Here is a 20,757-nt window from a genome sequence, read left to right as displayed (position 1 = left end):
GCCGCAGAACCTCCGGCTCGGTCAATCCGCGGGTGTCGAATAACGTCATGATCTGTCATATGACAGATCGTGGTGTCAGTTCTCCCTCCCCAACGCTCTCTCCACGTCCCGGGCGAAGTCCATGAGTGACGGGTACTCGGCGGCGATGTCCACGGATGCCTGCGGATCCGGTGTCGCGCCCCAGCCGGGCCGGTCGTGACGACGGTTGATCCACACGCCGGGCAGCCCGAACTGCTGCGCCGGCACGTGGTCGTGGAACAGCGACTGGGCCACGTGCAGGAGGCGTCCGGACCACCCCCGTTCCGCGGCCCTCCGCTCCAGCGCCTCGAAGTTCGCCGGATTCGGCTTGTAGGAGCCGATGTCCTGAGCGGTGAGGATCTCGTCGAACTCCACACCCAGCCGTTCGTTCGATGCCGCGAAACCGGCGCGGTGCACATTGGGGAGGATGACGAGCGCGTAGTGATCCTTGAGGATCGCCAACGCCTCGGCGGAGTCGTCGAAAGCGGGCCAATCGGGCACCGAGTCGCCCAGAGTATCGGCCTCGATGTCGGTCACCGGCAGGCCGAGGGCCTCGCCGGTGCGCCGGAACGCCTCCCGCAGCGCATCCGGGTACAGGATCCCCGGGGTCTCGCGGAGCACCGCGGCCTCGTTCTCCGAGTACGCCACGAGCACGCCTTCGTCCGACATCTCCGGTCGGTGCCGCCGGGCCCACGGGCCGATCACGGCAGCGATGCCGGCCTCCCAGTCGATGAGCGTGCCGTAGCAGTCGAAGCTCAGGGCGTCGTATCCGGTCGGATCGAGTGACATGGGGTCCTCCTCGACGAGGTGCGAGTGGGGCTCATCCTACGCCGCCCCGGACCCGGTTCGGCCGGATCGCATCCCGTTCATCGCCTGGAGGAGCAGGATGACTCCGAGCCCGATCATCGGAAAGGTCCACGACCGCGACACCTCGAGGCCGAAACCGAACGCGAGCGGCCCGAGAGCGGCCAGTGCGATGCCGACCATCGAGGTCTCGTTCGAATCGAGCGGAGTCCGGTGAGCGCAGCCGCGATCGGGAGCCTCAATCGTCCAACAGCGCGGCGGCGAACATCGGGCGGGCGGCATCCGGGCTCGCCGGGTGGAACAGCCCGGCCAGCGCGTCGCGGTAGAGCCGGCCCAGCTCGTGGCTGTTGTCGAAGCCGGCCCCGCCGGAGCAGTGGAGCGCGGACTCGGTCGCGCGCCTGGCCGCCTCGCCGGCCTTGATCCGGGCCGACACGAGCCGACGCGGCCAGCCGGCCCCGTGGTCGACGAGCTCGTCGAGGTCCCGCGTGTACGCCTCGAGCTGCGCGGCCACCGGCATGAGGTCGAGCGCGGCATCGGCCAGCCGGTCGCGGAACTGCGGGATCTCGGCGAAGGTCGTGCCGTGCTTGGCCGAGGACTTCTTCCGCAGCGACTCCGCCGCCACCTCGAGCGCCCGGGCGGCGAGCCCGGCGTACACCGAGGCGATGAGGAGCTGGAAGTTCGCGGTGATCCCGAAGGTCAGCAGGTCCGGGTGCGGCCCGGCCGGGATCCGCCTGGCCACCTTCTCCGGCCGCATCCGCACGTTGTCCAGGGTCGTCGAGCGGCTCTGCGTGGCCCGCATCCCCATGACGTCCCAGTTCTCCGACACGGAGATCCCGTCCGCGCTGCGCTCGAGGAACCCGTACACGAGCGTCGGCTCCTCCGGGTCCGAGGAGTCGAGCCCGTGGACGAACAGCCGCGTCCACACCGGGGACAGCGAGGTGAAGATCTTCTTCCCGGTCATCCGGTACCCGCCGTCGCCTTCGGGCACCGCGGACGAGTTCGAGCCCTGGAGCACCCAGTCGTTGCCGGCCTCGCTGATCCCGAACGCGAACACCTCACCGGCCATGACCTCGTCGAACACGAAGTCGAGGGACCGGTCGCCGCGCTCGTGCATCGCCCGGATCGTGCCGGTGCACACGAGGTGCATGTTGATGCCCAGCGCGGTCGCCGGGGCCGCGGTCGCGAGCCGCTGCTGGAGGCGGGAGACCTCGTTGACGCTGAGCCCCGGCCCGCCGAACTCCTCCGGTGCGAACAGGGTGAGGTACCCGGCCGCGCGCAGCTCCTCGAGGTCCTCGGAGAAGAACGCGTTCTCCCGGTCGTAGCGCGCCGCCCGCCCCCGGATCCGCTCGAGCAGCTCGGCGGGCAGGTAGCGGTCGGCGAGCTCGGCGTGGCGGGTCTCACGGTCGGTCATGGGGTCTCCTTCTCGGGCAGGTGGTCTGGTCGGGATCGTCGGGTGCGGGCCCCTGGGGTGCTGCCGGGCCACTCCGGCCGGCGCAGCAGCACGGCGGCGTTGTGCCCGCCGAACCCGAACGAGTTCGACAGCACGGCGGACACCTCGGCCTCCCGGGCGGCGCCGGTGACGATGTCGTGGTCGGGGAATGCGGGCTCGTCGAGGTTGAGCGTGGGTGGGATGAGGCCGGTGCCGAGTGTGCGCACGGCGAGGATCGCCTCGGTCACCCCGCCGCAGCCCAGCAGGTGGCCGGTGCTCGACTTCGTCGCGGTGATCGGCACCCGCCGGGCCCGCGCGCCGAGCACCGCGTCGATCGCCCGGATCTCCGCGGCATCGCCCTGCGGGGTGCCGGTGCCGTGGGCATTGATGTGGTCGACCGCCTCGGGGCCGAGGCCGGCGTCGGCCAGGCAGTCGCGCATCGCCTGCGCGGCACCCCGCCCCTCCGGGTGCGGGGCTGTCGGATGGTGGGCGTCGCTCGCCGCACCGGCCCCGGCGAGCTCGGCGAGCACCTCCGCGCCGCGGGCCCGGGCGGCGTCCGCGGATTCGAGGAGGATCGCCGAGGCGCCCGCCGCCATGACGAACCCTGTCCGACCCGCGTCGAAGGGCCGGCTCGCCGCGCTCGGCTCGTCCTCGTACCCGGCGGCGAGCGCGCGCATGTTGATGTTCGAGGCGAGGTTGACCGGGTTGAGGCAGTCCTCCATCCCGACGACGAGCACTGCATCGGCGTAGCCGTGGCGGATCCTCCGCAGCGCCTCGCCGAGCCCCACTGCACCGCTCGCGCAGGTCGCGTTGACGCCCTGCGCCGGGCCGGTCGCGGCATAGCGCTGGCTCAGCAGAGCCGCGGCGGCGTCCGGGGCGCCGTAGATCGACAGGGTCAGCGGCACGCCGCGCGGGCCTCCGGCGAGGAGTGCGCGGGTGGCGTCCTGCATCGCCGCGACCGGCCCGGAGCCGGAGGCGGCGATGATGCCGAACCGGTGGGCGTCCCAGGGCAGTGCGACGGCCGGCGCCTGCGGACTCGCGGTGGTGCCGGTCGCCGACGTTCCGCCCTCGAGCAGGCCCGCCTGCCGCAGCGCCTCGTCGGCGGCGGCGATCGCCCAGGCCTGGACGGCGCTGAGCCGCCGGGCCAGGGACTTCGGGACCACGGCCGTGGGATCGAATCCGCGCACCTGCGCCCCGATCCGCACCGGGAGGTCCGCGAATTCCTCCCCGTCGAGCACGTCGATGGCGCTGCGACCGGCGACCACAGCATCCCAGGTCTCCCGGACGCTGAGTCCGCTCGGGGTGATCGCCCCCACCCCGGTGACGACGACGCCCCGGCGCTCCACTCCGCCCCGGCTCACAGGCGCGTCACCCCGGTCCCGGCAGCCTGCACGAGCTCCGTCGTCTCGCCGCGGCGGATCTTGCCACCCACGGTGCGCGGCAGCTGCGGCACCGAGTACCAGCGGCCCGGGACGAACTGCGGGGCCAGATGAGCCCGCGCGTGGGCGAGGAGCTCCGCCTTGGGCGGTGCCCCGCCCTCGATGACGAGTGCGACCACGGTGCCGAGCTGCGCGCTCGGGACACCGACAGCGCACACCTCGCCGAGGCCCTCCACGGTCTCGAAGGCGCGCTCCACCTCGGGCAGGGAGACCTTGTGCCCACCGGTGACGACGATGTCCGCGGCCCGCCCGCTCAGGCTCAGCCGGCCGTCGACCATCCGGCCCTGGTCGGCCACCGTGGCGAACCCATCGGGACCGACCAGGCGTGCGGTGCTCGTCGCGCCGACGTAACCGTCGGAGCAGGCGGCCGCGTGCACCCACACGGTGCCGACCTCGCCGGCGGGCACCTCGGCCCCGGCGTCGTCGCGGATGCTCACGGTGATGCCCTCGTAGATGCTGATGAGCGTGCCGTCGCCGGCGCGGCTGTCGCCGATGAAGCCGATCTCCGCGGCCCCGTAGTAGCTGATGAGGCGAGCGGCCGGCAGCGCGGCGGCGAAGCCCTCGCGGATCCGCGCAGACAGGTTCGCCCCTCCGGTGACGACGAGCTCGAGGCCGGTGAACCGCTCCGGGTCGCGGCGCGCGGCATCGGTGAGACCCTGGACGACCGCGGGCACCGCGACGACCCGGGTGATCGACTCCGCGGCGACGCGCCGCCCGGCGTCGATCGCATCGAAGCGGTCCGCGACGTGGCAGCTCCCGCCCGAGGCCAGGCATTCGATGAGGGCGTAGAGGGTGAGGCTGTAGGACATCGGGCCGGGCGCCAGAGTGGCGACGCCGGGGCAGGGCTCGAGGTGCGCGCTCGAGACCGCGTAGTTGTCGCGGTACTGGCGCCGGGTCTTGAGGAAGGCCTTGGGGTTGTCGGTGGTGCCGGAGGAGAAGAGGAGGAGGAACGCCTCGGCGCCGTCGCGCACCCCGGGCCGCTCGGTGGGGTGGGACCGGGCCTCGCGCTCGCGGAGTCGGTCGAGGGGGATCACGGTGCCGGTCCAGCCGGCGGCGGCGAGCGCCTCGGCGAGCTCTGCGGAGTCGCTGACGACGACGCCGATCCCGGTGGTCGTGATGACGCGCACCTGGTGGGCGAGCGGCCAGCGCGGGTCGATCGTGGCCGACACGGCGCGGTGCAGTCCGAGGCCGGCGATGATCCGGGCGGTGTGCAAGGCCGAGGTCAGGCTCACCGCGGTGATCGGGATGCCGTGGGTCTCCGGGACGGGCTCAGGCGGACTGACCTGCTCAGCGTGGAGCCCGGACACCGCGGCGAACAGGCGCGCGGAGTCGGTGACGAGCTCGGCGTACGTCAGGCGTTCATCCGACCCGACGACGGCGGGCCGGGCGGGATGGTCTGCGGCGACGTCGAGGACCGTCCGGGTGAAGGGCACGCACCACCTCCGGCTGGGGACTGGGACGAGTCCGAGTATAGGACCGCGCTCCTACAGGTGCTGAGTCTCCGCCTGTGCCGCGTAATCGCCGACGGTGTCCTCGGCGAACGCCGTGCGGACCTTCTCGAGCTCATCCTCGTCGACGCTGAGGTAGGACTGCCCGTCCGAGGAGGTCCCCAGGCCGCCGATGGGTGCGGAGAAGAACTCGATGTCGTCCTGGCGGACGTCGCGCAGCTGGTAGGCGAGCGAACCGATGGTCCCCGAGCTCCGACCGGAGTCGACCGTCATGTACGGCGAGAAGTCACGCACGATCCCGGAGATCCGGGTCGGGTCGCTCAGCGCGTCGCGGCTGATGAGCTCATTCATCACACCGGACAGGAACGCCTGCTGGTTCCGGTTGCGCTGGAGGTCGCCGTCGCCGAAGTTCTTGCGGGCCCGTACGAAGGCGAGCGCCTGCTCGCCGTCGAGGGTGTTCGTGCCTTCCTGGAAGGAGTGGCCGCCGGACTCGAAGGACTGCTCGGATTCGACCTCGACTCCGCCGAGGGAATCGGTGAGCGCCTGGAACCCTTCGAAATCGATGATCGCGACGTGGTGGATCGGGGCGCCGATGAAGTCGCTCACCGTGGAGGTGGCCAGGGGCAGTCCGCCGAAGGACATCGCGGCGTTGATCTTCGCCTGACCGTGGCCCTCGATGTCGACCCAGATGTCGCGGGGGATCGACATGATCTGGACACCGGAGCGATCCTCGGGCACGTGCATGACCATGATCGTGTCGCTGCGGAATCCGCGCGAGTTCTCGTAGTCGACATCCTCGTCGCGCGCGTCGGAGCCGAGCAGCAGGACATTCATGCCCTCGCCCGAGGTCTCCGGCCGCGCCCCGCCGAAAGCCTCCTCGTCGGTGACCTCCTGCTTCCCGGAGTCGTAGAGGTTCGCGACGTAGAAGCCGTACGCCCCCAGGCCGAGCACAGCGAGGAGGACGAGGATCAGTGCACCGACGAGGACGCGCCGTCCGGTCTTCTTCTTCCGCGGACGCCGACGCCCGGGGGCGGATTCGGACGGAGCGCCCGGGTCATCCTCGTAGAAGAGGCGGTCGAAGTCCGAGGTGCTGCGCGGGTCGGTCACGGGTCTCCCTGGGGGCGGTGGCGAGCGCTTGTCCACATTCCAGACATCCGGGCCGGAAGGATCCTCGGGGGGACACACAGAACCCCCTCGGCCCGAGCACAGGAATCGGGACGAGAGGGTCGGTGCGGAGCGGCTCGGGTACCGGCTGGTCAGCGCCTCAGCTCAGCACGTCGAGGAGTGCGGCGCAGGCCTTCTCGCAGCGGCGGCATGCCTCGGCGCACACCCGGCAGTGCGCGTGCATCTCCGCGTGCTGCTCGCAGTCCTCCGCGCAGGCCCTGCACGCCGCTCGGCAGGCCTCGAGCAGAGCGCGCGTCACAGCGGCATCGACCGCGGTCCGGCGGGTGAGGACGGCGCCGGTGGCGGCGCATATGTCCGCACAGTTCTGGTCGGTGGTGATGCAGCGGCGCATCTCGGCGACCATGTCCTCGGCCAGGCAGGCATCAGCGCACGCGGTGCACGACTGCGCGCAGGCGAAGCATGCGGCGATGCACTCGGCGAGGACTGTGCGGTCGACTCCGGTGGAGTCGTTCGGGTGGGTCTCCAGCATGGTGGTCACATCGGACATCGTGGATCTCCTTCCGGTCCCGGCGGGCCGGCGGTCGCCGGTCCACGTAACCGACAGTACTCCTCCGCCGGGACACGGAGAACCCCCTCGAGCCGACAAGTGTCCTTGCGGTTCGAGGGGGTCGGTGCAGAACTGCGGCCGGGAATGCTCCGAGCGGGTCAGCGGCTGTCCTCGGTGACCTCGCCGGTGGAGGGATCGACGAGGTAGTCCATCCGCTCTCCCTGCAGGGAGATCTCGTAGCGGACCTCGCCGTTCTCCGTATCGAGCTCGGCGTCGTCGAGGTCGCCCTGGTGCGCTTCGCCCACGGCGTTGATGGCCTCGAGCAGAGAGATGTCGGCCGCGCCGAGCTCCTCCGTGTCCTCGGTGTCCGCTGAATCCTCCTCGGTCGCTTCGATCGAGGAGCCGTCGGCGGAGACCGAGTACTCGAACTTCGTCTCCCCGTCGAGCGTCGTGACCTCCCACGTGCCGTTGTCGTCGTGATCGATCGACATGGCAGTGCCGCCCTCTCCCTCGGCGGTGGCGATCGCGGTCTCGACGACATCGATGTTTCCGATGCCCTGTCCGGAGCCCTCGGTCTCGCCGCCGGAATCCTCGGTCGAGGTGGTCGGCCGCTGGTCCGGAGCATCACTCGTCGGCGCATCGACATTCGGGTCGCCGGTCTGGCCCTCGACGTCGTCCGGGGTGTCGGTCCCGCCGCATCCCGAGAGGACGAGGCCGAACCCCAGGGCGGAGGCGGCGATGGTGAGTGCGGGTCGCTTGAGCGTGCGCTTCATGACAAGGCTCCTTTTCGATCTGCGGATGTCCTGGGAACGCCTGCGGGACGTCCGGTATTCCCCGGTGGGGACCGATGAGGTGCCGATGGCGGCCCGGGTGCGGCCGGGCGCCGAGTCCGTCGCGGGGCCGGTGCCGCAGTGCAGGAGACGCGGCCAGCTAACCCTGCACCGGGGCCGAAGTGCTAACGTGACGAACGATTGTTCAATGGCTTCAAAGAGCCGGTTGCCACGACCGGCGGAGACGAAAGGCGCGATCGATGAAGATCGAATCCCTCAGCACCGAGCAGCGGCAGGCCTGGCAGGATCGGGTGCTGCCCCCGGTCCAGGAGGTGTCCGAGGGTGTCTGGGCGATCCCCGTGCCGATCCCGAACAACCCGCTCGTCTACACCTACTGCTACGCGATCGCCGAGGACCGCGGAGTCGCGCTCATCGATCCGGGCTGGGACGGCAAGGAGCAGCTCGCGGCGCTCAGCGAGGGCCTCGCACAGGCGGGCTTCACGCTCACCGACATCACCGGGGTCGCGATCTCCCACTACCACCGCGATCACCTCGGCCTCGTGCCCGCGCTGTTCGCGCAGAACCCGGACATGTGGCTCGCCCTCCACTCCCACGACATCGCCACCCTCGACACCTTCCGGCGACGGGAGAAGGGGGCGGTCACCGGAGCCCACGGCAAGGCCTCGATCGCGGAGATCTACGGGGTTCCCGAGGAACGGCACGGAGAGATCTCCCACCTCGAGGGGCGCCGTCGCGCGGACGCTTTCAAGGTCCCGGACTGGCCGCAGCAGATCATCGTGCTCGGCGACCATGACGAGCTGCCGATCTCCGGGCGCACGGTGCATTCGATGTGGACCCCGGGCCACACCTATGGCCACTCCGCGTTCCACGACGCCGGCGCCGGGATCTTCTTCTCCGGCGACCACGTGCTGCCGACGATCACCCCGAACATCGGCCTCGACGCGCCCTCGATCACCCACAGCCTCGCCGACTACCTCGAGTCCCTGCGCCGCATGTCCGGGCTCGACGAGGCCGTCACCGTGCTGCCCGCCCACGGGTTCCGGTTCCGTGGCCTGCAGGTCCGGGCCGAGGAGATCGCCCTCCACCACGACGAGCGCCTCGCGGAGATCCGCGTGCGATGGGAGGAGAACGAGGACCACTCCGTGTACTCGATCGCGCAGGGCCTCCACTGGGCGCGCGGCTTCGAGGGGCTGAAGAACTTCAACCTGTTCGCCGCGCTCGCCGAGACCGCCGCGCACATGTACTACCTGGGCCTGCCCGTCGGCCCCGACGCAGCCCCCGAGCCCGACCCCGAGGTGGGCCTGCACGGCTGAGTCGCAGGCGCCCCGGGAGGGGCCGAACGCTCCGCCGAAGTGCGCTGACCAGGCAGGGTGCGGGTGCCTCGGGAGAGGTGCGGCACGCCTCGGGAGAGGTGCGGCACGCGTCGAGGGGCGGCTCTCCGATCGTGGAGAGCCGCCCCTCGGCGTGCGTCCGGGTGGCGGTGCAGGACGCCCACCCTGGTGGCGTGCACCCGGGTGGGTGTCAGCGGACCATGTCGGCGAGGCGGCCGGTGATGATCTGCTCGGCGTCCCTGATGATGCGGGTGATGAGCTCGTCGCAGCTGGGGACGTCGGTGATGAGGCCCTGGACCATGCCCACGGTCCACTGGCCGGCCTCGATGTCGCCGTCCTCGAACACCTTGCGCCCGCGCGCGCCGGCGACGAGGTGCTGGACGTCCTTGAACTCGCCGCCCTTGGCGAGGATGTCGACGGCCTCGGTGGACACGGCGTTCTTCCGCACGCGCACGGTGTTGCGCAGGGGTCGGAAGTTGAGGATCGTGTCGAGCTCGGAGCCCTCGACGATGGCCTGCTTGACGTTGTCGTGGACCGGGGCCTCCTGGGTGGCGAGGAAGCGCGAACCCATGTTGATGCCGTCGGCGCCGAGTGCCAGGGCTGCGGCCATGCCGCGGCCGTCGCCGAACCCGCCGGAGGCGATGAAGGGGATGGAGAGCTTGTCGGCGGCAGCGGGGAGCAGGATGAGGCCGGGGATGTCGTCCTCGCCGGGGTGGCCGGCGCACTCGAAGCCGTCGATGCTCACCGCGTCGACGCCGACGCGCTCGGCCTTGAGGGCGTGGCGCACGGCGGTGCACTTGTGGACGACCTTGACGCCGTGCTCCTTGAACAGCGGCATGAAGGGCTCGGGGTTGGCCCCGGCGGTCTCGATGACGGTGATGCCCTCCTCGACGGCGACCTTGACGTACTCGTCGTAGGGGACCGGGTTGATCGTGGGGAGGATGGTGAGGTTGACGCCGAAGGGCTTGGCGGTGAGCTCGCGGGTGCGGCGGATCTCCGCGCGGAGATCCTCCGGGGTGGGCTGGGTCAGCGCGGTGAGGATGCCGAGGCCGCCGGCCTCGGACACGGCTGCGGCGAGCGGGGCCTTGCCGACCCACTGCATGCCGCCCTGGACGATCGGGTGCTCGATGCCGAGCAGTTCGGTGAAGCGGGTTGTGATCACGGGATTCTCCTTCGACGTGCCGTGTGGACGGAGGCGCGGTGCAGATGCGCGGTGCGAGCTGCGTGATGCGCCTCTCCGGGAATTTCACCGAACCGAACGAACGAACGGACAGTGTTGAATACCGACGGTACGGTCCGCGTGCCGACTTTTCAAGGCTGGGCGTGTGCTGGTGAGATCGGCGGCGGGGCTTGCGTGGCTGGTGGGCCCGTGGGAGTGCCGGGTGGCCGGCTGGTGCGCCACGGGAGTGGCCGGGCGGCCGGGCGGTCGTGCGCCGGAGGCGTTGCCGGGTGCTCGTGCGTCGCGGGAGTGGCCTGCGAGTGGCTAGGTGGGTGGGGTTCGCGGTGCGGACCGGAGCCGGCGCGCCGCTCGGCGGTCACTTCAGTGCGATTACTCCTGAATATCCGCACTGAATTGCACCTGGAAGCGTCCGGACCGCACTGAACTGCCCTCGGAACACCCGGGCCGCACTGGACTGACCTCGGAACGCCCGGACCGCACTGAGCTGCACCTGGAGACGCCGGGCCCGCACTGAGCTGCACCTGGAACCTCGCAACCGCACTGAACTGCTCGGCGAATCCGCCTTCCGGGCGGTCCTGTCGGCCATCCGGCTGCGCCGATAGCATGAGAACCATGTCACCTACGGAATCGCACGACCCGCAGCCGTCCCGCTTCGACACCGACCGGGTGGTCGACCCGGCGCTCGTGGAGCCGGAGCTCCTCACCGTGTCCGGCGCCGACCACGCCGCCCGCGGCCGCGGCCGAGGTGAGCAGGCCGCCCGCGGAATCGCGCTCACCGTCGACGCCTACTCCTCACTCTTCTCCCGCCTCGGGATCACTGTGGACACCCAGCGCAGCGCCGCCGAGCAGTCGCTCGCCGCACTCGCCGACTGGGACCCCGCGCAGGTCGACGAGCTCACCGGCGTCGCGGCCGGTGCCGGCCTGGGGCTGTGGCAGGTCGGGCTCGTCAATGCGCGCACCGAGATCCTCACCCTCGCCCAGGTGGACCCGCGTGAATGCTCCACCCTCGTCCACGCGGCCCCGGGTGGGACGAAGGCCGTCCAGACCTGGGACTGGCACGCGGAGTTCGCCGATGTCTGGCACTACCAGAGCGTGACCGGGGTCGACGGCGAACTCGACCACCACGGATTCGCCGAGTACGGCATGCTCGGCAAGATCGGCATGAACTCCGCGCGGGTGGGCGTCATGCTCAACATCCTCAAGAACGCCGCGGACTCGGCCGGCGGCGTGCCCGTCCATTCGGTCCTCGCCGCCGCGTTGCAGCGCGGTCGCACGGTGGCCGAAGCGGTCGACATCATCCGCTCCGCGCGCACCACCTCGTCCTCGGTGATCACGGTGACCGGACCGGACGCCGCGGTCATGGTCGAGATCGGCCCGGCCGGCACACAGGCGTTGAGCGCCGACGGCTGGTTCGCCCACACGAACCACTTCGTGGGTTCAGAGCTGCTCGACGGGGCGCTCCCGCTCAACGCGGCGAGCATGTCCGAGGAGCGCCTCGCGCTCATCGAATCACGGGTCGCGGACGCCCCGGCGCCGGCGGACACCGCGGAGATGCTCGGCCACCTCTGCACGGGACCGGGGGAGGCGCCGGTGTGCCGCGTGCCCGAGCCCGGCAAGGGATTCGGGGAGCGGACCGCGACCCTCGTCACCGTCCAGTTCGACCCCGTGGCAGGCCGGGTGGTCATGAGCCCCGGCAGCCCGAACGACGTGGGCCGGGCGCAGGCGGTGGAGTTCAGCACGACGGCGCGGTGACATCAGGCGCAGGCACGCTCACACGTCGGTGCCCTGCCGTGTGCAGACGTCCCGCAGTGCGCCGGTGCCCGGCCAGGTGCACTGACGATCTGCGCCGCACCGACGCTCCACGCTGTGCTGTCACCCGACAGCCGAGGCGCGGGCCCGGGGGCCTGTGCCCGCGCCTCGGCGGTAGTGGGTGCGGGGAGTCGTGTCAGATCGCGCGACCGGCACCGGCCATCGGGCACTCGAACGGGTCGCGGGCCTTGATGCCCACGCGGTTGAGGTAGTCCACCACGGCGCCGTAGGACTGGAGGAGGGTGACCTCGGTGTAGCGGATGTCCCGCTCGGCGCAGAACTCGCGGACGATCCGTTGCGCCTTCTTCAGGTGGGGGCGCGGCATGCTCGGGAACAGGTGGTGCTCGATCTGGTAGTTGAGTCCGCCCATGAGGTACGTGTTGAAGGTGGTCCCCACGATGTTGCGCGAGGTCGTCACCTGGCGGAGCAGGAAGTTCAGGGTCGAGCGGTTCTCCAGCTGCGGCATGCCCTTGTGGTTCGGGGCGAACGAGGCGCCCATGTAGAAGCCCCAGACGGCGACCTGCACGCCGAGGAACGCGAACGCCATGCCGAGCGGCAGGTACCAGAACACGAGTGCCGGCAGCGCGATGAGGCGGATGCTCAGGAGCACGATCTCCGCGGTGCGGTTCTTGAGCTTCTTGCGGGTGAGGACGGTGAGGATCGCGTCGCGGTACAGGTTGAGGCCCTCGAGGAGGAGAAGCGGGAAGAACAGGTAGCCCTGACGCTTGGTGAACTCGTGCGCGAGCCCGGTGCGGGCCTGCGCCTGCTCCGGGGTGAAGGCGACGACCGGGTCGAAGATGTCCGGGTCCTTGCCCTTGGTGTTCGGGTTGGCGTGGTGGCGGTTGTGCTTCTGCGTCCACCAGCCGATCGACAGGCCGACGATGAGGTTGCCCGTGATGAGGCCGTACCAGTCGCTGACCTTGTGCGAGGTGAAGATCTGCTTGTGCACCGCCTCGTGGCCGAGGAACGACATCTGCGTGAAGACGATGCCGAGCGCGGCGGCGATGAGGAGCTGGAACCACGAGTCGCCGAGCAGGACGAAGCCGGCGATGCAGCCGCCGAGGGCCGCCATGAGCACGGTCGTCATGACCCAGTAGAAGACCGGGGTCTTCTCCATGAGGCCGGCGTCGAGCACGAGCCGCTTGAGGGCGGCGAAGTCGCTCGTCGCGGCGCGGGACCGGGCGCCCGCCGGGCGGGGCCGCGGCGCTGGCGCTGTGGGGGAGTCGGCGACGGTGGCCGCTGCGGTGGTGGGTGTCATGGTGAATCCTCGAGACGTCGGCGCGTGGGGCTGCCCGGGTTCACATGAGAAGCGTGGTGCGAAGCGATCCAAGTACGTTCAGGCGACGATATGACCCACGCTACAGTGCCGCGCCGGGGCGAGGACACCGTGATCTCACGAAACGACGGATATGCACGGATTTCACATCTGGCGGCTACCAGGATCCTTGTCGGAATCGGGGCCGGTCGCAGGGGCACCGGGCGGGGTCAGCGCCGAGGTGCGGCGGGCGCCTCGGGCCCGGGCTCCTCCACCGGCACCGCCCGCCAGATCGCCCAGGCGAGTGCGATGCCGAGGAGGTCGGCCGCCCAGTCGCCGAACTCACCGGCGCGACGCGGCACGGCGAACGCCTGGATCAGCTCACTCGCCCCGCCGTAGAGTGCGGCGAGGACCAGCGTCCACGCGACCGGGGCGCTGAGGAGCAGGAGCGGGGTGATGAGCGCGGCGAAGATTCCGAAGTGCCCGAGTTTGTCGAGTCCGGGGAGCGCGCCGGGCTCACCGCTGCCCGGGCTGTAGAGCGCGAGGAGGTGGATGAGGAAGGCGAGCGCGAACCAGATGCGCAGCACCCAGGTGCCCGCCGACGCCCGATAGTCCACCTGCTCCCCCTCCGTGGCCGGCCCGTGTCCGCTCATGCCGGCGGATGATCCAGACTACCGGCCTGCTCGGGCACGGCAGAGCCCCGCCGTCCCTGCGGACGACGGGGCTCCGGTGCGCTCGTGCGGGCCTTACTTCTTGAAGGCGTCCTTGACCTTCTCGCCGGCCTGCTTGAGGTTCGCGCCCGATTCCTGCGCGTGCCCCTCGTTCTTGAGCGACTGGTCGTCAGAGGCGTCGCCGACTCCGGCCTTGGTCTTGCCGGCCATCTCGTCGGCCTTGTTGGAGATCTTGTCACCGAGTCCCATATGCAGCTCCTTCGGTCGTCGGACCGACCCTCCTGGTCGACCCTGCACCTCGACCCTATGCACGAAACCTCAAGATCAGTTGTGAGAAAGCAGTGCCCCTGGCACGCGCGCTCCGTGCACGGGTCTGCACAGCGTCAGCGGCACTGAGTAGGCTGGGCTCGACTGCTGGAACCGCCCTGCTCACCCCACGAGCCCGCACACCCGAAGGAGCCCCGATGAGCGAGACCGTCGACATCGCCCAGCTGCAGGAGTGGATCGGCCGATCCCAGAGCCTCGAGGACCTCGCCACTCCGGCCAAGTCCGCCGGGCTGCGCGCCATCCTCGACTACGACTCCGACCCCTGGGGCGGTCAGCTGTTCCCGGTCGGCTACTGGCTCCACTTCACCCCGGATGCCCCGCAGCACGAGCTCGCCGCGGACGGCCACCCGCACAAGGGCGGGTTCCTCCCGCCGATCCCGTTCCCGAGGCGCATGTGGGCCGGCTCCGACGTCACCTTCCACCGGCCGATCGCGGTGGGGGACCCGCTGCGCGAGGTCCAGACCATCAAGAACGTCGTCCACAAGTCGGGGCGCTCCGGCGACCTCGTGTTCCTCACCGTCGACCACGAGATCTTCGCCGCCGGCGAGCTCGCGGTCACCGACGTGCAGACGATCGTCTACCGGGAGGCCGCCCCCACCCAGCGGGCTCCCGAGCAGTCGGCGGCCGAGCGCGCCGCGCTCGCGCCGGCCGACACCTCGGACTGGGACTACTCCTATGTGGTGCGCCCCACCGAGACCCAGCTGTTCCGCTATTCGGCGCTGACCTTCAACGCCCACCGCATCCACTACGACCGGGACTATTGCCTGAACGAGGAGGGCTACCCGGGCCTGGTGGTCCACGGCCCGCTGTCGGCGACCCTCATGGTCGACGCTTTCATGCGCAACCACCCGGGCGTAGAGCTCAAGACCTTCGCGTTCCAGGCGCGCAAGCCGATCTTCGACAACACCCCCGTCGCCTACGTCGGTCGCGAGACCGGCGAGGGCACCTACGAGGTCGGCGCGGTCGATCCCGAGGGAACGGTCTGCCTCAAGGGCACGATCACGGTCTGAAACACGGCGTTCACGTGATCGGCGTCACAGATTGCTATGGTCGAGGCGTCAATCCGTTCCCCACTGTGATCTGAATTCGAGGAGCTGCCGATGGTAGTCGCCCAGGCCAATTCGACTGACATCGGCATCATCGCCAATGCGCCGCTCCTGTGGGTGCTGGCCGCGGCCGTGTTCGCCGTCATCCTGATCCAGTCCGCGATCTACATGCTCGCGGTCAAACGCAACGCTCAGGCGGCGGACATGAGCCAGGCGGAGGTCAACGCCTCCTTCCGGGCCGGCGGCGTCGCCGCAATCGGACCGTCACTGGCCGTCGTGCTGGTCTCCGTGGCACTGCTCCCGCTGTTCGGGACCCCGCCCGTGCTCGTCCGGATCGGACTCATCGGTTCCGCTGCCACCGAGACCGCCTCGGCCTCCCTGGCAGCAGGAACGATGGGGGCCGAACTCGGCGGGGAGGGCTACACCCAGGCCGTGTTCGTCGTCGCACTCATGGCGATGAGCCTGTCGGGGGCGATGTGGCAGATCAGCACGCTCGTGCTCACCCCGCTGCTCGGCAAGGGGAGCGACGCGCTCTCCCGGGTCAATCCTGCGCTCATGTCGATCGTGCCCGCAGCGGCTCTGCTCGCAGCCTTCGCGGCTCTGACGATCACGGAGATCCCCAAATCCCTTGCGCACATCGCGGCAGTGGTCGCCTCCGCCATCGTCATGGCGATCTGCCTGGTGCTCGCGCGCGTCCTGTCCCAGGCCTGGTTGCGGGAATGGGCGCTGGGAATCGCAATCGTCGGTGGTCTGATCGCCGCCTACGCCGTCCACCACGCCGGTTTCGGCGCTGCGTGAGCATCGAGTAAGGAGAACCATCATGACGACTGCCGCCCCGGATCTCGAAGCGCTGCATCGCAACTACTCCAAGACGACCTATCTGTGGGGCAATGTCACGATGGTGGCCTGCCTTCTGCTGGCCACCGCAGTGCCGTTCTATCTCTATTTCTCGACCGACCTCGGTATCGAGGTGTCGCATATCGTCACCGCCTTCATCGCGGTGGCCGCCGTCTACGGCGTGTTCTGGGTGGTCGAACCCGTGACGTACTTCCCCATCCTCGGTCCTGCCGGGATGTACCAGGCGTTCATGATCGGCAACATCTCCAACAAGCTCGTGCCGTCGGCGATCGTCGCCCAGTCGACCATCGGAGCCGAACCGGGAACTCGAAAGGCCTCGTACTCAGCGACCGCCGCGATCTGCGGTGCCGCCGTGGTGCATGTGCTCTCCATGCTCGTGCTCGTCGGCCTGCTCGGCACCTGGCTGGTCTCGATCACCCCGGAGCCGATCACCGAGGTCGCGCGGCTGTACATCCTGCCCGCGATCCTCGGCGGCGTGACCGTTCAGCTCATCGCGACGCTCAACCAGGTGCGTGCGACGATCATCGCTCTCGTCGTCTCGGCCGTGGTGGTCCTGCTCATCGTGCCGTTCAGCCCACCGCTCGTGAAGTCCTTCGCCACGGCCATCGCAGTCATCGCCACGATCGTCATCACCTGGTACGCGCGGGACCGCAAGGTCCGCAGCAGCTCTGACACCGCTCATATCAACTGACACGACTCACCCGATACGCTGGCCACACGCCGACTCCAAGGAGACCCCATGGCACTCGATCCCACCTTCCGCTCCGCGCTCGACGCCGAGATCCCGGCGCTCGTGGAGATGTATCAGCACTTCCACCGGCACCCGGAGCTCTCGATGCAGGAGCACCGCACGGCCGACGCCATCGAGGAGCACCTGCGCTCGTACGGCCTCGAGCCGTTCCGCTGCGGCGGGACCGGGGTCGTCGCCGTGATCGAGAACGGCGAAGGGCCCGTCGTCGCCTTCCGCGCCGATACCGACGGCCTCCCGATCGCCGAGCAGACCGGGCTGCCCTACTCATCGGAGGCGACGGGGACCCTGCCGGACGGCACCGAGACCCCGGTCATGCACGGCTGCGGCCACGACACCCACATCACCTCCGGCCTGGGTGCTGCGAAGCTCCTGACCGAGCACCGGGACCGCTGGTCCGGCACCGCGATCATGATCTTCCAGCCGGGCGAGGAGACGAGCGCGGGTGCTGCGGCGATGCTCGAGGACGGGATCTGGGACCGGGTGCCCCGCCCGGACGCGATCTACGGCCAGCACGTGTGGCCCGGCGTGGCCGGCACCGTCAACATCACCTCGGGCACGGCGATGGCGATGGCCGACTCCCTCGAGGTCATCGTCCACGGGCAGCAGGCGCACGGCTCGCAGCCGGAGAACGCGGTCGATCCGATCGTGCTCGGAGCCTTCATGATCACCCGCCTGCAGACGATCGTGTCCCGGGAGATCTCCGGGCGGGACTCCGCGGTGCTCACGATCGGCGTGTTCAACGGCGGGCTCAAGGAGAACATCATCCCGAGCAGCGCCCGCTTCACCATCAACATCCGCACCTACGATGAGGCCGTCCGGGAGACGGTGCTGACCGCCGTCGAGCGCATCATCACCGCCGAGGCGCAGGCTTCCGGGGCGCCCGCCCCGGAGATCCGCCCGATGTACGGCTTCCCGCCCGTGGACAACGACCCGGACCTCACCGCCTCGCTCATCCGTGCACTCGGCGACGAGCTCGGCGAGGACGCGGTCAACGTCACCCCGCCGGTCACCGGGTCGGAGGATTTCGGGCGGTTCGGCGACGCGATCGACGTGCCGTACGTATTCTGGTTCTTCGGCGGCTATTCGCAGGCGAAGGTCGACGACCCCGAGGAGGTGCTGAGCAATCACTCCCCGTTCTTCGGTCCCGACGAGGTCGAGACCACGCTCGGCACGGGGGTGCGCGCGGCTCTCACCGCACTCCTCGGGCACCTCGGCTCCCGCTGAGGCGCCCCGGCTCCACTCGCGAACGATAACCCGCTCCGAAGGAAGGCGCACAATGACCAGTGAGCTCACCTGGCTGTCCACCCGAGAACTCGCCCACCTCATCGGCACCGGTGAGCTCAGCGCCGTCGACGCCGCCGACGACCATCTCGAGCGGATCGCCGAGGTGAACCCCACCATCAATGCCGTCGTCACCCTCGACGCCGAGGCCGCGCTCGCCCGGGCGGTGGAGGCCGACCGCGCCTACGCCGCCGGTGAGCGGCTGCCGCTGCTCCACGGGGTGCCGATGACGCACAAGGACACGCACAGCACGGAGGGGATGCGCACGACCTTCGGTTCGCCGGTGTTCGCCGACAACGTGCCGGATGCCGACTCGCTCGTCATCGCCCGGCTCCGAGCCGCGGGGGTGAACACCACGGGCAAGACCAACGTCCCGGAGTTCGCCGCGGGCTCCCACACCTTCAACCCGCTGTTCGGCACGACGGTCAACCCCTACGACCCGTCCCGGTCGGCGGCCGGCTCCTCCGGTGGCGTGGGCGCGGTGATCGCCGCCGGTATCCAGGCCTCGGGAGACGGCTCCGACATGGGCGGATCGCTGCGGATCCCCGGGTCCTTCAACAACGTCGTCGGTCTGCGCCCGACGAACGGCCGGCTCCCGCACGTGCCACCGCAGGACCCATGGTCCTGGCTCTCGCAATCGGGCTTCATGGCGCGCACCGTGGGCGACGTCGCGCTCCTCATGCAGGCCGCGTGCGGGCCCGACCCGCGCGGACCCGGATCGATCGACGAGCCCGGAACGGTGTTCGACCTGCCCGAGTTCCGGCTCGGTGCCCGGTACGAGCCCGACCTCGACGGACTCCGGGTGGGCTTCGCCCCCGATTTCGCGGGGCGCGTCAGGGTCGAGTCGGCAGTGCTCGACATCGTGCGAGCCGCGGGCCCGGTGTTCGAGGAGCTCGGGGCGCAGATGAGCGAGGCGTGCATCCGGCTCGACGACGCCGACGAGGTGTTCGACACCCAGCGGGCCTACGACTTCGCGCTGAACTGGGGCGAACTCGTGCGGTCCCGGCGTGCGGACATCAAGGAGGCCGTGGTGTGGAACACCGAGCGCGGGCTCGCGCTCACCGCGGACGAGATCATCTCCAAGGACCGGGCGCGCGCGCGGCTGCGGGAGGACGTGGCGGAGTACTTCACCGAGCACGACATCCTCGTCACCACGATGGCGCAGGTGCTGCCCTTCGACGCGGGGATCGAGTACCCCACCGAGATCGAGGGGGTGCCCTTCGAGACCTACCTCGACTGGATGCGCTCGGCGACCCTGATCTCCGCCACCGGGTGCCCGGCGATCTCCGTGCCGGCAGGTTTCACCGCCTCCGGGCTGCCGGTCGGCATCCAGATCGTCGCCGCCCCCGGCCGGGACGTCGACCTGCTGCGCGTCGCACACGCCTTCGAGGCCGCGACCGGCCACCACCTGCGCCACCCGGAGATCTGAGGGTGCGCTGAGCCGGCGGGGGATGCCGCCGGCGCTCTCGGACTGCCCGGCATCGGTCATGCCGTCCCACGAAGTGACGCGGGGGCGACCGCTCCGGGCTAGACCGTCGCCGCAGCCCGGTCGTACGCGGCCACGAGGGCGTCATCGTCGGTGAGGGCGTCCCGGATGAGCTGCCACGGCACGACATCGAAGCCCTCCGCGCCGCCGTCGGCATCGCCGCCGGCGAACCGGACGAACGGCTGGCCCGAACGGGGGTCGTCGGCAGGGACCTCGGCCGCGAATCGCCACGTGCCGAACCCTGCCCGCCGGATCACCTCGCCGACGTAGCGCACCGCACCGGCCAGGTAGGCCTGCTCGTCCTGGCCGGTCATCGCCTCCGCATCGGAGTAGCGCTCCCGCAGGTCCGCTGTGAGGCGCTCGAGCGCTGCACGGCCGTACGCCCAGGCCTCCATCCCGCCGCCCTGCTCGTGGATCCACGCGGCGATGACCGGCTCGACCCCGCCGAGGAAGGCGTCGAGGTGGTCCTGCTCCGCTTGCGAGGGGCGCTCCCCGCCGGCCGAGAGGTCGATGCCCGTGCTCGAGCGGTTCGGCGTGCCCTGCTCGCCGAACTCCGCGAGCGCGTTCGCCAGCGCGGTGACGAAGGTGTCGCCGCGGCGCTCCTGCACCGCGGTCATGAGGAGTCCGACGAGCGAGATCGGGGTTCCGGCGGCCTCCCCGGCCGGCGAATCCGGCCGGATGAAGGGCATCCCATGGCCGGTCCCACCGTCCGGGTCGATGTCCCAGGTGCCGCCCACCGTGCGGAGCAGGGTCTCGCCGACGTAGCGGACGAGCCCTTCGGAGAACGGCTGGTTCTCCGCGGCCGCGACGGCCGCCGGGGAGGGCAGGCGAGTGAGCGCGAACGTTTCGACCCACGGCAGGGAGGCCGGGGAGAAGTCCTTGCGGAACTCCCTCTCCTCGCCGTCCTCACCGACGGTGATCGCACGCGGCAGGACGGCCTCGACGAACGAGCCCAGCTTGACGGGCATGTTGGACAGGAAGGCGCGGAACTCGGCGCGCTTCGCCTCGGCGTCGGCCGTGCTGGGCGCGGCGCCTCCGGCCGCCTCGCTCGTGTCGGGCGTGCTCACAGTCGCAGGGTCCTGGACCGCAGGCTCAGGGCCAGCTGAGCCCTGGGCGGTGGGGTTCGGGTCGGTGGGGTTCGCGTCGGTCATGCCCACCACC

Annotated in this window: 20 protein-coding genes; 7 read left to right on the top strand and 13 right to left on the bottom strand. The window is 70.4% G+C overall.

From position 1 onward, the window contains the following. Positions 1-75: 75 nt before the first annotated feature. The 8 genes from FDF13_RS01765 to FDF13_RS01735 form a co-directional block, all read right to left on the bottom strand. On the bottom strand, positions 76-807 hold the full coding sequence (locus FDF13_RS01765) for an HAD family hydrolase (RefSeq protein ID WP_137318190.1): 732 nt from the start codon (positions 805-807) through the stop codon (positions 76-78). Between the two features lie 36 nt (positions 808-843). After that, positions 844-1,005, bottom strand: coding sequence for a hypothetical protein (locus tag FDF13_RS14600; RefSeq protein ID WP_175406804.1), 162 nt, complete (start codon positions 1,003-1,005; stop codon positions 844-846). A 55-nt stretch (positions 1,006-1,060) separates the two neighbouring features. Beyond that, on the bottom strand, positions 1,061-2,233 hold the full coding sequence (locus tag FDF13_RS01760) for an acyl-CoA dehydrogenase family protein (RefSeq protein ID WP_137318189.1): 1,173 nt from the start codon (positions 2,231-2,233) through the stop codon (positions 1,061-1,063). Further along, a complete protein-coding gene (locus FDF13_RS01755) occupies positions 2,230-3,612 on the bottom strand; it encodes a beta-ketoacyl synthase (protein WP_254668860.1) in 1,383 nt (460 codons plus the stop codon). The genes FDF13_RS01760 and FDF13_RS01755 overlap by 4 nt, the downstream gene beginning before the upstream one ends. Further along, positions 3,609-5,123 (bottom strand): class I adenylate-forming enzyme family protein, encoded by a 1,515-nt coding sequence (locus FDF13_RS01750; RefSeq protein ID WP_137318188.1) that lies wholly within the window; start codon positions 5,121-5,123, stop codon positions 3,609-3,611. Before FDF13_RS01750 ends, FDF13_RS01755 begins: the two co-directional genes overlap by 4 nt. A gap of 51 nt (positions 5,124-5,174) precedes the next feature. Then, positions 5,175-6,245: an LCP family protein gene (locus tag FDF13_RS01745; RefSeq protein WP_137318187.1), complete on the bottom strand. Its 1,071-nt coding sequence runs from the start codon at positions 6,243-6,245 to the stop codon at positions 5,175-5,177. A 157-nt stretch (positions 6,246-6,402) separates the two neighbouring features. Beyond that, complete coding sequence (locus tag FDF13_RS01740) at positions 6,403-6,810, bottom strand: four-helix bundle copper-binding protein (protein ID WP_137318186.1); 408 nt, start codon at positions 6,808-6,810, stop codon at positions 6,403-6,405. 158 nt (positions 6,811-6,968) lie between these two features. Then, the gene (locus FDF13_RS01735; RefSeq protein ID WP_137318185.1) at positions 6,969-7,583 is read right to left on the bottom strand and encodes a PepSY domain-containing protein; all 615 of its coding nucleotides are present in this window, start codon (positions 7,581-7,583) and stop codon (positions 6,969-6,971) included. Positions 7,584-7,840: 257 nt separating this feature from the next. Between FDF13_RS01735 and FDF13_RS01730 the strand changes: the two genes are divergently transcribed. Further along, on the top strand, positions 7,841-8,914 hold the full coding sequence (locus FDF13_RS01730; RefSeq protein WP_137318184.1) for an MBL fold metallo-hydrolase: 1,074 nt from the start codon (positions 7,841-7,843) through the stop codon (positions 8,912-8,914). A 208-nt stretch (positions 8,915-9,122) separates the two neighbouring features. Here the strand turns inward: FDF13_RS01730 and FDF13_RS01725 are convergent, their stop codons facing one another. After that, positions 9,123-10,094 (bottom strand): nitronate monooxygenase family protein, encoded by a 972-nt coding sequence (locus FDF13_RS01725; RefSeq protein ID WP_137318183.1) that lies wholly within the window; start codon positions 10,092-10,094, stop codon positions 9,123-9,125. 630 nt (positions 10,095-10,724) lie between these two features. Here FDF13_RS01725 and FDF13_RS01720 point away from each other — a divergent pair. Further along, positions 10,725-11,864 carry a C45 family peptidase gene (locus FDF13_RS01720; RefSeq protein ID WP_175406803.1) on the top strand — a complete coding sequence of 380 codons (1,140 nt, stop codon included), beginning with the start codon at positions 10,725-10,727 and terminating at the stop codon, positions 11,862-11,864. 193 nt (positions 11,865-12,057) lie between these two features. Here FDF13_RS01720 and FDF13_RS01715 read toward each other — a convergent pair whose 3' ends face one another. From FDF13_RS01715 to FDF13_RS01705, 3 genes are all read right to left on the bottom strand, one after another. Continuing rightward, a complete protein-coding gene (locus tag FDF13_RS01715) occupies positions 12,058-13,179 on the bottom strand; it encodes an acyl-CoA desaturase (RefSeq protein WP_137318181.1) in 1,122 nt (373 codons plus the stop codon). Positions 13,180-13,406: 227 nt separating this feature from the next. Further along, entirely contained in the window at positions 13,407-13,829 is a 423-nt protein-coding gene (locus FDF13_RS01710) for a VanZ family protein (protein ID WP_137318180.1), read from the bottom strand. 93 nt (positions 13,830-13,922) lie between these two features. Beyond that, the gene (locus tag FDF13_RS01705; protein ID WP_137318179.1) at positions 13,923-14,096 is read right to left on the bottom strand and encodes a CsbD family protein; all 174 of its coding nucleotides are present in this window, start codon (positions 14,094-14,096) and stop codon (positions 13,923-13,925) included. 215 nt (positions 14,097-14,311) lie between these two features. On the opposite strand from FDF13_RS01705, the gene FDF13_RS01700 reads away from it, so the two are divergent. The 5 genes from FDF13_RS01700 (at position 14,312) to FDF13_RS01680 (ending at position 19,539) form a co-directional block, all read left to right on the top strand. Next, complete coding sequence (locus tag FDF13_RS01700; protein WP_137318178.1) at positions 14,312-15,184, top strand: MaoC family dehydratase N-terminal domain-containing protein; 873 nt, start codon at positions 14,312-14,314, stop codon at positions 15,182-15,184. A gap of 90 nt (positions 15,185-15,274) precedes the next feature. Next, positions 15,275-16,018 (top strand): DUF5058 family protein, encoded by a 744-nt coding sequence (locus FDF13_RS01695; protein ID WP_137318177.1) that lies wholly within the window; start codon positions 15,275-15,277, stop codon positions 16,016-16,018. Positions 16,019-16,040: 22 nt separating this feature from the next. Next, a complete protein-coding gene (locus FDF13_RS01690) occupies positions 16,041-16,769 on the top strand; it encodes a hypothetical protein (protein ID WP_137318176.1) in 729 nt (242 codons plus the stop codon). 48 nt (positions 16,770-16,817) lie between these two features. Next, entirely contained in the window at positions 16,818-18,053 is a 1,236-nt protein-coding gene (locus tag FDF13_RS01685) for an amidohydrolase (protein WP_137318175.1), read from the top strand. A gap of 52 nt (positions 18,054-18,105) precedes the next feature. Then, positions 18,106-19,539: an amidase gene (locus FDF13_RS01680; protein WP_137318174.1), complete on the top strand. Its 1,434-nt coding sequence runs from the start codon at positions 18,106-18,108 to the stop codon at positions 19,537-19,539. Between the two features lie 98 nt (positions 19,540-19,637). Here the strand turns inward: FDF13_RS01680 and FDF13_RS01675 are convergent, their stop codons facing one another. After that, positions 19,638-20,747, bottom strand: a complete 1,110-nt coding sequence (locus FDF13_RS01675) for a hypothetical protein (protein ID WP_137318173.1) — start codon at positions 20,745-20,747, stop codon at positions 19,638-19,640. Positions 20,748-20,757: the final 10 nt, after the last annotated feature.

It is taken from the genome of Brevibacterium sp. CS2, assembly GCF_005280295.1.
GTDB lineage: Bacteria > Actinomycetota > Actinomycetes > Actinomycetales > Brevibacteriaceae > Brevibacterium > Brevibacterium pityocampae.
The sequence above is the reverse complement of the archived record's forward strand: the minus strand, read 5'-3'. Positions and strand labels throughout refer to the sequence as shown.